The 12,420-nt window shown below is 36.4% G+C and carries 11 protein-coding genes, 1 pseudogene and 1 riboswitch; of the genes and pseudogenes, 3 read left to right on the top strand and 9 right to left on the bottom strand.

Annotation, left to right across the window (positions count from 1 at the left end; genetic code table 11):
• Positions 1-56 precede the first annotated feature (56 nt).
• The 9 genes and pseudogenes from SJY24_RS11545 to spoVFB all read right to left on the bottom strand — a co-directional run.
• Complete coding sequence (locus SJY24_RS11545) at positions 57-782, bottom strand: GntR family transcriptional regulator (RefSeq protein WP_002088063.1); 726 nt, start codon at positions 780-782, stop codon at positions 57-59.
• 233 nt (positions 783-1,015) lie between these two features.
• Positions 1,016-1,117, bottom strand: a riboswitch (purine riboswitch).
• Between the two features lie 204 nt (positions 1,118-1,321).
• Positions 1,322-3,712, bottom strand: a complete 2,391-nt coding sequence (locus SJY24_RS11540) for a DNA translocase FtsK (protein ID WP_377864695.1) — start codon at positions 3,710-3,712, stop codon at positions 1,322-1,324.
• A gap of 212 nt (positions 3,713-3,924) precedes the next feature.
• The gene (locus SJY24_RS11535; protein ID WP_000605032.1) at positions 3,925-4,128 is read right to left on the bottom strand and encodes a YlzJ-like family protein; all 204 of its coding nucleotides are present in this window, start codon (positions 4,126-4,128) and stop codon (positions 3,925-3,927) included.
• A complete protein-coding gene (tepA, locus tag SJY24_RS11530) occupies positions 4,125-4,874 on the bottom strand; it encodes a translocation-enhancing protein TepA (RefSeq protein WP_377864694.1) in 750 nt (249 codons plus the stop codon). The genes SJY24_RS11535 and tepA overlap by 4 nt, the downstream gene beginning before the upstream one ends.
• Positions 4,875-4,976: 102 nt before the next feature.
• On the bottom strand, positions 4,977-6,647 hold the full coding sequence (locus SJY24_RS11525) for a ribonuclease J (RefSeq protein ID WP_377864692.1): 1,671 nt from the start codon (positions 6,645-6,647) through the stop codon (positions 4,977-4,979).
• Positions 6,648-7,258: 611 nt separating this feature from the next.
• A complete protein-coding gene (dapA, locus tag SJY24_RS11520; RefSeq protein ID WP_071746768.1) occupies positions 7,259-8,137 on the bottom strand; it encodes a 4-hydroxy-tetrahydrodipicolinate synthase in 879 nt (292 codons plus the stop codon).
• Between the two features lie 11 nt (positions 8,138-8,148).
• A complete protein-coding gene (gene dapG, locus SJY24_RS11515) occupies positions 8,149-9,381 on the bottom strand; it encodes an aspartate kinase (RefSeq protein ID WP_098500647.1) in 1,233 nt (410 codons plus the stop codon).
• A gap of 23 nt (positions 9,382-9,404) precedes the next feature.
• Entirely contained in the window at positions 9,405-10,451 is a 1,047-nt protein-coding gene (gene asd / locus SJY24_RS11510) for an aspartate-semialdehyde dehydrogenase (protein WP_000414857.1), read from the bottom strand.
• A gap of 150 nt (positions 10,452-10,601) precedes the next feature.
• Positions 10,602-10,790 (bottom strand): annotated as a pseudogene (spoVFB, locus tag SJY24_RS11505) (dipicolinate synthase subunit B); the annotation flags it as partial.
• A gap of 281 nt (positions 10,791-11,071) precedes the next feature.
• Here spoVFB and SJY24_RS11500 point away from each other — a divergent pair.
• The 3 genes from SJY24_RS11500 (at position 11,072) to SJY24_RS11490 (ending at position 12,355) form a co-directional block, all read left to right on the top strand.
• Entirely contained in the window at positions 11,072-11,296 is a 225-nt protein-coding gene (locus SJY24_RS11500) for a LexA family protein (RefSeq protein WP_377864691.1), read from the top strand.
• Entirely contained in the window at positions 11,293-11,565 is a 273-nt protein-coding gene (locus SJY24_RS11495; protein WP_377864690.1) for a hypothetical protein, read from the top strand. The genes SJY24_RS11500 and SJY24_RS11495 overlap by 4 nt, the downstream gene beginning before the upstream one ends.
• Before the next feature lie 64 nt (positions 11,566-11,629).
• Positions 11,630-12,355 (top strand): hypothetical protein, encoded by a 726-nt coding sequence (locus tag SJY24_RS11490; protein WP_377864689.1) that lies wholly within the window; start codon positions 11,630-11,632, stop codon positions 12,353-12,355.
• Positions 12,356-12,420: the final 65 nt, after the last annotated feature.

Raw genomic sequence — 12,420 nt, 5'->3', positions numbered from 1 at the left:
ATTCATACGCTGCTGTCCCTTACTTCTTGCTGTCACCTCCCTAAATAGGAACTTCCTTACATACGCTTTCTTAATACGTGGAAGCTAAACTTATCAGCCCTAAAGTAATTAATAGAATATAAGATTGGCTCATCATTTTGATCATAGTGCATTTGTTTTAAAACTAGCAGTGCCGTTTCTGGTTCACATTCTAAAATCGGTGAGATTTTCGGATGATAACCAATCGGTTCAATGTGAGCAACTGCGTATGTGATACGCTTGTGCGTATTATTATGTATTACTGTAAGCAGCGATTCCTCATTGTATCCCGATAAATCTGGTAATATCTCTTTTGCCAGTTTATCAATGCAATATACAACTGGTTCCCCATCCGCTGTACGAACACGTTCAATCATTACTGCGCTAAAAGCATCTTCACAATTAAATTTCTCTTTTTCTTCTTCTGTTAAAGTTGTTGTAGATGATGATAAAAAGATTGTTCCTGGTGTTTTCCCCACACTAGAAATCATATCTGTAATACTAGAAAGTTGCTCTATTCCAGAAGAAAATAACGGCTTCGCATTTACAAATGTCCCTACACCATGTCTACGAATAACAACATTTTCTTCTTCTAAAATACGTAGTGCCTCCCTTAAAGTTGCCCTACTTACACCAAGCTCTTTCGCTAGATCAAACTCTGAAGGTAACTTTTGTTTTTCTTTGTAAGCCCCATCTTTAATTTTTCCTTTGATGTGATCAATCACCCGCAAATATAGGTGACGACTATCGGATTTTACTGACATAAGACTCCCCCGCATTTCAATTATTCGACCTCTGATGTAAGACTTCTTCTCTCTTTTTTCAACTTACAACATAGTATAAATTACTAAATACTAAAAATAAGCGTAATTATCGAATAAATATTAATAATTTTTCAAGATGAAATTTTCACACTTTATTCCATAAAAAAAACTTTGCACCATAAACATTCCTCATATCGAGAAAAAGTTCGGCACAAAGATTCCTTACATCCTTTGTTACACACTTTTCCCCTCATAGTCTAGCAATTCATGGTTGCCAGGTAGAAACTTATGGACCTTATCTCCAAGATTATATGAGGCAGTGATTCTTTTCGAAGTAATCTTACCACTTGCTCCCATATGTGTCAACAGAATTCAACATTTTTCTACATTAAATATCGAACGTTTCGAAAACCAAAACAATAAGCATTCGTATTCTAAAGAGCACCCTTCAATGTAAGCCCTTTCTTTTATATTGACTATAGTATATAACAAAAATAGCATATAAAAAAGCCTAATTGTAAAAACAATTAGGCTTTTTTTCAAGAACTTTTTTCTTGTACATCTTTAATGAGTACTTCCCTCGGTTTACTACCTTCATAAGGACCTACTACACCATTCATTTCCATGGCATCAATTAAACGAGCTGCTCGCGTATATCCTACTCTAAATCTACGTTGTAACATAGACACAGATGCTGTTTGCATTTCTACTACAAGCTGAATCGCTTCATCGTATAATTCATCTTCTACTTCCTGCTTTGTTTCAGGAATATCTTGCGGAATCATATCCTCTTGATATTGCGCTTTTTGTTGCGCAACAACATATTCTACGACTCTCTCAACTTCATCATCTGATAAAAATGCTCCTTGTACACGAACAGGTTTCGATGCACCAATTGGTATGAACAGCATATCTCCACGCCCCAGTAGCTTCTCTGCACCACCACCGTCAAGAATCGTTCGAGAGTCTGTTTGGGAAGAAACAGCAAATGCAATACGCGATGGAATATTCGCTTTAATAACACCCGTAATAACATCAACTGACGGACGCTGAGTCGCAATAATTAAATGAATACCAGCAGCACGTGCCATTTGAGCTAAACGCATAATCGCATCTTCTACATCAGAAGATGCAACCATCATTAAATCAGCTAGCTCGTCCACGATCACTACAATATATGGTAATTCAGGTTGTTTCGCTTCCGATTGGCTATTATGCTCTTTAATATGATCGTTATACCCTTCAATGTTACGCGTACCGCTATGCGCGAATAATTCATAACGACGCTCCATTTCACTCACAACTTTCTTCAAAGCCTGTGACGCTTTTTTCGGATCAGTTACAACTGGCGTTAATAAATGCGGTACACCGTTATATACATTTAACTCTACCATTTTTGGATCAATCATCATTAATTTTACTTCATGCGGTTTCGCACGCATTAAAATACTTACAATAATCCCATTAATACATACACTCTTTCCGCTACCAGTCGCACCAGCTACTAATAAATGGGGCATTTTATTTAAACGTGCCAATACAGCCTCTCCTGTAATATCACGTCCAAGACCAATTAATAACTTCTCTTCTGGGTGGTTATTCGCCTTTGAATCAAGAACTTCTCTAAGCGTTACCATAGAAACTTCTGAATTCGGAACCTCAATCCCAACAGCTGATTTCCCGGGAATAGGTGCTTCAATACGAATGTCTTTCGCTGCTAAGGCAAGCGCTAAATCATCACTTAAACTAACAATTTTGCTTACTTTTACTCCCATATCAGGATACACTTCATACTTCGTAACTGCGGGACCTCTATGTACTTTTGTTACTTTCGCTTTCACACCAAAACTTTGGAATGTACGTTCCAATTTACGAGCATTTTCATAAATTTCTGCATTTTCATTTGTAACTTGCTTATTTTTTGGAAACTTTAATATATCAAGCGAAGGAAGCTTATAATCTTTATTTTCCACATTAGAAAATTGCATAGGAGGTGTTTTCGTTTCACCTTCTAGCGATTCAACGATTTTTTCTCCTCGTTTCTTCTGAGGTTGCTCTTCTGGTGTAGCCGGAACTGCCTCTTCAATCAGCGGAGGAGTGATTAAATCATTTTCATTTTCTTTTATCTGTTTTTCCGCCTCTTCACTTACTGGATAATTCTCAGTAAAATTTGAAATAATCGGCGGACCGATTTCTATCTCTTCTACTGGCTCAATAGCCTCTTCTTGTTCGGTAACTCGTTCACGCCTCGTACTTCTTGTTGTTTTTTTCTTTTCAGTTTGCTCAGCGACCCTTTTAGATCTCCAATCTTTATAATCCCCTTGCATTACTTCGAATTGACTTCTAAGAATTCGCCCTACAGGAGCCAGCACTTCTCCAATATGCTTATTTGTTATACACAGTATCCCGAGAATAACTAAAATAATTCCAATGATATATGCTCCTACTTCGTCAAATAAGAAATAACACGTTGCGAACATAAGCGCACCGAACATACCACCACCTAAATGAACACTATCTGGGCCCTTTTTCATTTCAAGGAAGAAGTAATCTTTTGTACTAACAATTACAGAAGTATTTTGCACAGCTCCATCTTTCGTAAGAAGATTAAATAATGTAATATGACTAAACATTAATATTGCTAATACAATTAAATAAACACCTATTAACCGTTTATTTAAAAGGTTTGGCCATCCACGCTTTATAACAAAAGCAACAGATAAAGCTATTACACCTAACACACCAATTATGTACCACTCACCAAAGAAGAAGCGAAAAAATAACACAAACGATTTCCCTACTACACCTAGCTGTAAAATCGTAATAATCGAAAGTGCAAAAAGAGTCAACCCGACGATTTCATAATACAAAGTTGGCTTTATCGTACGCCTTGCTTTTGCCTTCGTCCCTCTTTGCTTTTGTTTTGCCATTTCTTCACCTCGTGTTCTAAAAATTAAGTACAACTTCCTAAAAAAAGCTCTACTTATATGTCTTTCTCTCTATTTTTCTGGTCTTTATATCTTCTATTTTTACACTTCTTGTAAAATGTTAAATAAACAGAAGAAAGCAGCCTACTCATGGCTGCTCAACCGTCTTGTTTTTTATATTATACCATAGCTTCTAAACAAAATCCTTCTTTTTGCTAAAAGGTAATTTTCTGTCCAGGCTCAAACTCTAGGTAGTGAGACGGATTCGTACTTAGCACACGTACAATAGAGTAACATTGATTATCCTCCTCAGAGACCATTAATTCCACGCCATTTACATTCACAACTTTTTGACTTTCGCATTGTGAATAATCGGCCGGATATACAAGTTGCTCTGGCATAATTGTATATAAAATCATTGTAGCATTGTCCCTTCTGTCTGATTGTCCACACGCGTATCAATTAATTCGTTTAATTTCCGCAGCGCGCTACCAATACCGCCGACACCATCTATAAGACCATACTTCACTGCATCTCCACCTATTACATTCGTCCCAATATCTCGCGTCAAATTCCCTTTTGCAAACATAAGCTCTTTAAAACGATCTTCCGTTACTTTCGAATGCTTTGTCACAAATCGAATGACTCTTTCTTGCATTTTATCCAAATACTCAAATGTTTGCGGCACACCTATAACAAGACCTGTTAAACGAATCGGATGAATTGTCATCGTCGCTGTTTCGGCAATAAATGAATAATCAGTTGAGACCGCAATCGGTACACCAATTGAATGCCCTCCTCCTAAAACAAGAGAGACAGTTGGTTTTGAAAGCGAAGCCACCATTTCAGAAATTGCTAACCCAGCTTCAACGTCACCTCCAACTGTATTTAATATTAAAAGTAAGCCTTCAATTTTCGGATTTTGTTCGATCGCGACAATTTGCGGAATGATGTGCTCATATTTTGTTGTTTTATTTTGTGGTGGCAACTGAATATGGCCTTCAACCTGCCCAACAATTGTTAAACAATGAATACGCGATTCATTCATTTGCGGGACATTCGTCTGTCCAAGTTGTTGGATTTTCTCCACTATAGAAGCTTCTTTCGGAATTTCTTTCGGCTCAGCTTCTTTTTCTTCATTTGTATAACGATCACGTTCTGTCATATCGCATCCCCTTTCACTCGTATATAACTATTATTTCTTAAGTTATAAATTTCATTCGATGGGGTTAAAAAAGAAAAAGATCACCTGTAAAGGTGATCTTCTTTATACTTCCATAATAATCGGTAAAATCATTGGCTTTCTCTTCGTTTCTTCGTACAAGAACTGCCCTAATAATTCACGAATATTTTGTTTTAACATAGACCATTCAATTGAATATTCTTTAATAGATTGTTCAACAATCATACGTACAATATCTGTAGATCGTTCGATCAATGCTTCTGATTCACGTACATATACGAAACCGCGTGAAATAATTTCTGGACCAGAGATAATTTTCTTTTCATCTTTACCAAGTGTCACAACAACAACTAAAATTCCATCTTGAGATAACATCTTTCTATCTCGAAGAACAATATTACCAACGTCGCCAACACCTAATCCATCAATTAAAACATTGCCAGCTTGCACTTTACCAACTAAGTTTGCTTCTTCATCGCCAAAAGCAATTACATCGCCTTTTTCTACAATAAAGATATTTTCTCTCGCAATACCTACATCTTCCGCTAAATATGCATGTGCTTTTTGCATACGGAACTCACCATGTACGGGTACAAAATACTTCGGCTTCATTAAATTTATCATCAGCTTTAATTCTTCTTGGCTACCGTGACCTGAAACGTGAACTTTTCTTTCACCGTAATAAATAACCTCAGCCCCAGATCTAAATAACAAGTCAATAATTTTTGATACAGATATTTCATTTCCTGGAATTGGAGAAGCTGCAATAATAACAGTATCACCTTTACGAATTGAAATTTGTTTATGAGCTTGCTTCGCCATTCTAGAAAGGGCTGCCATCGGTTCCCCTTGACTACCAGTCGTTAAAATAGCTACCTTTTTTTCCGGGAAATTGTCTATTTCTTGTAATGAAATAACCATACCTTCTGGAACATCTAAATAACCAAGACGTCTTGCAATGTCTACTACTTTCACCATACTACGTCCTACTACCGCTACTTTTCTTCCTGTTTCAGCAGCCGCGTCAAATACTTGTTGAATACGATGTACATTCGATGCAAATGAAGCAACGATAATACGACCTTCTGCACCGTAGAACACTTTAGAAATTTCTACACCAACTTCTTTTTCCGAACCTGTGTAGCCTGGACGCTCAGCGTTTGTACTATCAGATAATAAGCAAAGTACGCCTTCATTTCCGATTTGCGCCATTTTCCCAAGATCTGCTCCATTATTTCCAATTGGAGTTTGATCAAATTTAAAGTCCCCTGTATACACTACAGCACCTTTTGATGTATGGAAACAAACACCAACAGAATCCGGAATACTATGTGTCGTTCCAAAGAATGACACCGTTGTAGTATTAAAATCTACTGTTGAATTTGAATCGATTGTTTTTAAGTCTACACGGCCTAACATGCCCGCTTCGCCAAGTTTTTCTTGTATAAGTCCTACTGTTAATTTCGTTGCATACACTGGAATAGATAATTTACGAAGTACATAAACAATTCCACCAATATGATCTTCATGACCGTGAGTAATAAATAAACCTTTTACTCGCTCTTGATTTTCCACTAAGTATGTAATATCAGGAATAACGATATCAATTCCAAACATTTCATCTCCTGGGAACATTAATCCTGCATCTACAATAAAGATTTCAGAATCAATTTCAACACAGTACATGTTTTTCCCGATTTCACCTACTCCACCAAGAGCAAATACTTTAACAGACTCATTCTCTTTTCTCTTCATGTTGTTGCCTGGTTTAAAAATCTTGCAAACACTGATTTCACTAAAATTGTAGAGACACCAGGGGAAACTCTACAACCACCATATATTCACCGTCCAAGACGAATGTCCTTACCGTTATGCGATATCATGTCCTTGTTTATTTTTTAAACCAGGTTTCACCTCTCTTTCATTATATAAATCAAATATCTTATTCGATATGATATGAAAATTTCATTGAATCATAATTTTTCCCAATTTTGCTAAGCATACCCGTACTAAGCTACTTAGCCATATTATACCTGATACAAGAAATAGAACACAAGTTAAATTATGCGAAAGACAAGAGAAGACACTAAAATGAGGTTATAATTTACGAGGGTGAAATTCATTTCATCTTTATTACTTTTCCTACTCCACAAGAGTTTTATGGAAAAATATTCATGTGATTTCTTTGCATGAATATAAGACTATATGCACTAAAAATGTTCCATAATATATTAACTATGCAATCAGTATATAACTAATTAAATGTTATTTCCTCTTCCCCCTACATCCTATTAACTCCAAGGAATGTTACTACAATTAGTTAAAAAAAATAAAAATGACCTAGTTTCACACTAGGTCATTTTTTATTAACGAGGAATGGATTGCATTACAGATTGTAACGTTACTCTTTCTTCTTCTGTTAATGGAAGAAGTGGTAAACGTACCGAACCTACATCTAATCCAACCATTTGTAACGCTGTTTTTACTGGAGTTGGGCTTGGCGCCATAAATAATGAATCCGTTACTCTTACAAGTAATTGATGTAACTTTTGCGCCTTCTTAAATTCTCCTGCTTGGAACGCTGCAATCATTTCTTGCATTTCGTTTCCAATAACATGAGATGCTACTGAAACGATACCTTTCGCTCCAACTGCCATAGCCGGTAACGTTAAACCGTCATCACCGCTGTATACTGCAAAGTCGTCCGCTGTTTTTTCAATGATTTCTGTCATTGTTAACACATCGCCGCCTGCATCTTTAATCGCAACAATGTTTTCGATTTCTGATAAACGAACAACTGTATCAACGGAGATTTGTACAATAGATCGCCCTGGAACGTTATATAGCATAACCGGAAGTGGCGTGCTTTCAGCAATCGTTTTAAAGTGCTGATACATTCCTTCTTGACTCGGTTTGTTATAATACGGCGCCACTAGCATAACTGCATCAACACCAACTTCTGTTGCCTTTTTAGTTAAGTCAACAGAGGCATGTGTATTATTGCTACCTGTTCCAGCGATTACGGGCACCCTTTTATCGACAACAGATACGACATGGCGATATAACGCTACTTTTTCTTCTGATGTTAGTGTAGGAGATTCACCTGTCGTTCCTCCTACCACAATTGCCGTTGTACCGTTATCAATTAAATAATTTACCAATTTCGTTGTCTTTGCAAAATCGATATTCCCGTTTATATCAAACGGTGTTACCATCGCGGTTGCAATTGTCCCAAAATCTATCATGGTCTCACTCCTTATTGTTCCAGTTGCTTTTCTTTTGAAAGCTCAAACGCACTATGTAATGCATTTACAGCCTCCACTAAATCGGTTTCTTTTACAAGAACCCAGATTGTCGTATGACTATCTGCTGATTGCAGAATTTGAATACCTTTTTCCGCTAAAGCTGTAACGATTTTCGCAGTAACCCCTGGGTATCCTGCCATTCCAGCTCCTACAATAGATACTTTTGCACAATGCTCTGTCACAATTGGCTCATATCCAAGGTTCTTTAATAATTCAACTGCACGACTTGATACATTATCACTCACCGTATAAGCTACTCCAGTAGGTGAAATGTTAATTAAATCGACACTTATTCCTTCATTCGCCATTTCTTTAAACACATGCTGTTGCAAATCATATGCCGTTTCTTTTGCAAGCACTTTAATTTGCGTCACATTTGATACGTGAGCGATACCTGTAACAGGCCGTTCTTCTACATCACGGCCTTTTGTAGCCCCGTCAGATGCTGAAATAAGCGTACCTTCACTATCAGAATACGTAGAACGTACACGAAGCGGCACTTTTGCATGCATCGCAATTTCAACTGCACGTGGATGAACGACTTTTGCACCTTGATATGCCATGTTACAAATTTCGTTATACGTTACAGTTTGAAGATGACGTGCATCTTTCACGATACGAGGATCCGCAGTCATAACACCTTCTACATCTGTGAATATATCAATAAATTCAGCATGAAGCGCAACACCTAATGCTGAAGCCGAAGTATCGCTACCTCCGCGTCCAAGTGTTGTCGTATCACCTTTTTTCGTTTGCCCTTGGAATCCTGTAACGACGATTACATCTAAACTTTGTAACTCTTCATGTATACGATCGCAATTCATTTCAATAATCTTCGCATTCGTAAAGTCATCATTTGTTACAAAACCAGCTTGTGCACCATTTAATGCCGCTGCTTTAATGCCGTTCTCATTCAACATATTAGAGAAAACAATTGCAGAGATTAACTCTCCACATGATAATAATAAATCTTGCTCACGTTTAGAAATATTAGATTCCTCTTGATTTACAAGACTTAATAACGTATCCGTTGCATACGGTTCACCTTTACGGCCCATAGCAGATACGACAGTAACTACTTTATAACCTGCAGCTAACGATTTTTTTATATGATGAAGCGCATGCTTACGTCCATTTTCATCACGTACTGATGTGCCACCAAATTTTTGAACAATTATTTTCATATTTTGCACCTTCTCTTAGCCGTTTACACTAATTGTAATTTTACTAAGCGCTCTGCAATTTGAACAGAATTCCATGCAGCGCCTTTTAATAAGTTATCAGATACGACCCAAAGATGGAATCCTTTATCGTTATTTAAATCTTTACGGATTCTTCCAACGAATACTTCGTTTTTACCTACTGCAGTAGCTGGCATTGGATATAACTGCTCTTCTGGATTATCTTGCAGAACAATACCTTCCGCATTTGCAAGTAAGCTCTTTAATTCTGCTACTGTTACGCCTTCTTTTTCTACTTCGATGTAAACAGACTCAGAATGCCCTGATACAACTGGTAAACGTACACATGTTGCCGCTACTTCTAATTCAGGCATATGCATAATTTTTTTCGTTTCATTAATCATTTTCATTTCTTCAAACGTAAATCCATTATCTTGGAACTTATCAATCTGTGGAATCGCATTAAAAGCAATTTGGTAATGTTTTTTATCACCTGATACAGGTAAAACATTCGCCTTAACTTCTTCGCCATTTAAGATTGCTTGTGATTGTTCATGAAGTTCTTCAATCGCTGCCGCACCAGCACCTGATACAGCTTGATATGTGGAAACGATTACTCGTTTTAAACCATATTGCTGACGAACTGGCTCAAGAGCTACTACCATTTGAATTGTAGAACAGTTCGGATTTGCAATAATACCATTATGTTCTTTTAAGTCGTTTTCATTTACTTCAGGTACAACAAGTGGCACGTTTTCTGTCATACGGAATGCACTTGTATTATCAACAACAATCGCACCGCGCTTTGCTGCTTCTGGCGCTAATTGTTTCGATACAGATCCACCAGCACTAAATAGTGCGATATCTACTCCTTCAAAACTTTCAGGAGTTGCCTCTTGAACTGTAAATTCTTCGCCTTTAAATACAAGTTTCTTACCTGCAGATCGTTTAGATGAAAGTAACGTTAATTTCCCGATTGGAAATTCTCGTTTCTCTAAAGTATTTAACATTTGTTCACCAACTGCGCCGGTTGCTCCAACTACAGCGACATGAAAAGTTTTTTGCTTTTCCATCACTATGCCCCTTTCTAGATACCAATCCTTCTATAACTTAGAATTAGAAGGAGCATAAAATGCCCCTCCCAATCTTAATAACGTTAATTTTATCATATTCTACAGTAAGAATGATGGTTTCATCAAAAATTGTCCGTTTTTTTTCGTTTTTTAATTCATATATCTGAATTTTTCTACAACAACAGGTTGCAATTGCTTCCCTTGCAATGCTTCTAATACTGTATCTTCAAGTAACTCCATACGAGCTACCATTGAGTTCGGTTTTTTCTCTGGTGCATCTTGGCCGAATGGGACGAAGTAGATGTTTTTTGTAGCCATTAGGCGCATTAGGTTGACGCCAACAGGGTGATGACAATATAAACATTTCTTTTTTCTTCTATTATATACTCATTTCACAGCCTGTAAATTTTTTTCATTTCCAAACACGTATACTGCATTCTTTTTTAACGCAATAAACCAATTCAATGGAATTGTAGATAACTTAATGGACAATTTCTACTTTGATAGTGAGTTCATGGGAGCATAATATCCCACGAAAAACACGAACAAATGTTTGATTTATTATCAATACCTTGCTATTATATGGTTAGATATTCCATACATAAAGTGAGGTATACATCATGAAACCATTAACTCCTAGACAAGCTCAAGTACTAACTTTTATGCAACAAGAGGTAATAGAAAACGGATATCCACCAACTGTACGTGAAATTGGAGAAGCTATAGGTGTTTCATCCCCTTCTACTGTACATAGTCATTTAATGCATCTAGAGGAAAAAGGATATATCCAGCGTGACCCATCGAAACCAAGAGCAATTAAAATTTTAAAAGGAGGACTTATATGATAACCAATCCAGTAGCATATGAAAAAGACCAATTAATTAGGGAGATTTATTCGAAACAAAAAGGAATTGCCGCTTTATTATTAAAGCATGAAAACCACCAGGAAATTGCACACCTTATTTATAAATGGCATTCTCACAAAAACTTTTTTATACAAAACGCTGCCATCACAAAAATATCTTTAACTGAACTAAGAGAAAGATATAACCAAGTTGAAGAACTACTTGAGCATGCGAAGACGTACACAGTTGAGATTAATATTGATAAATAACCCCAAAATCTCTAAAGTTTGATATAATGATACAGTTATTTATATCAATTAAGGGGAACAATTCATGAAGAAATTAATTATAGCATTACTCGTCATAGTATCTGTGCTTTCAGCATGCAGCACAGGTGATGGAAAAATTTCCAAAGAAGAATTTAAACAGATTAAAAACGGAATGAGTATGAAAGAGGTCGAGAAAATTGTAGGCGGAAAAGGAGAAGAAAACGTTAATCAATTCAATCCATCACTTGTTGAATATAAATATCCTGCATTAGATGGTGTAGAAGAAGATGGTTATGTTTACATATTGTTTAACGATAGCAATGTAGATGTTATTTTAGACTTTGGATTATTGCAAAAGAAAGAACAACCTAGACAAGAAGACACAGTCGCAAAAGAGACAGTTAAAGTAGAAACAACTTGGGAAAGTAAAATTAAAGAAGTAGCGTCAAGTGATAAATCTACAACCGAAAAATTTGATGAAGTGAGTAAGTACGCTAATGGCTACAAACCATCTAATGATGAAGTAAACACTTTTGGTACTGAAATTATTAAAGAATATAAAGATAAAAATTACATTAAAGATGTATCTAATCATGAATATATGTTAACTAATCTTTTCAAGTCACAAGTAGTCGATAAAAACGCATCAGAAAAGCCATTAAAAGATTTCGCTTTCGATTTTTGGCAAAACTCTAAATACAACTATCGCGGTGTGGAAAATGCAACAAGTAGTGCAACATTAGCTAATGAGCGCCAAATGGATAAAGCTTTAAGTAAAATGAATAAATAACACTAACATAGTCCACTTAAATTTTAGGAGGATAAATTATGAAGGTTGTCCGATCTGTATTTAAA

Origin of the sequence: Bacillus sp. R86525 (assembly GCF_042466195.1) — a bacterium.
Taxonomy (GTDB): Bacteria; Bacillota; Bacilli; order Bacillales; family Bacillaceae_G; genus Bacillus_A; species Bacillus_A nitratireducens.
This window is presented reverse-complemented; position numbering and strand designations above follow the sequence as displayed.

Bases quoted from the DNA above. Each gene is read 5' to 3' on its own strand.
- SJY24_RS11545 (WP_002088063.1), bottom strand. From the start codon at position 782: ATGTCAGTAAAATCCGATAGTCGTCACCTATATTTGCGGGTGATTGAT.
- SJY24_RS11540 (WP_377864695.1), bottom strand. From the start codon at position 3,712: ATGGCAAAACAAAAGCAAAGAGGGACGAAGGCAAAAGCAAGGCGTACG.
- SJY24_RS11535 (WP_000605032.1), bottom strand. From the start codon at position 4,128: ATGATTTTATATACAATTATGCCAGAGCAACTTGTATATCCGGCCGAT.
- tepA (WP_377864694.1), bottom strand. From the start codon at position 4,874: ATGACAGAACGTGATCGTTATACAAATGAAGAAAAAGAAGCTGAGCCG.
- SJY24_RS11525 (WP_377864692.1), bottom strand. From the start codon at position 6,647: ATGAAGAGAAAAGAGAATGAGTCTGTTAAAGTATTTGCTCTTGGTGGA.
- dapA (WP_071746768.1), bottom strand. From the start codon at position 8,137: ATGATAGATTTTGGGACAATTGCAACCGCGATGGTAACACCGTTTGAT.
- dapG (WP_098500647.1), bottom strand. From the start codon at position 9,381: ATGAAAATAATTGTTCAAAAATTTGGTGGCACATCAGTACGTGATGAA.
- asd (WP_000414857.1), bottom strand. From the start codon at position 10,451: ATGGAAAAGCAAAAAACTTTTCATGTCGCTGTAGTTGGAGCAACCGGC.
- SJY24_RS11500 (WP_377864691.1), top strand. From the start codon at position 11,072: ATGAAACCATTAACTCCTAGACAAGCTCAAGTACTAACTTTTATGCAA.
- SJY24_RS11495 (WP_377864690.1), top strand. From the start codon at position 11,293: ATGATAACCAATCCAGTAGCATATGAAAAAGACCAATTAATTAGGGAG.
- SJY24_RS11490 (WP_377864689.1), top strand. From the start codon at position 11,630: ATGAAGAAATTAATTATAGCATTACTCGTCATAGTATCTGTGCTTTCA.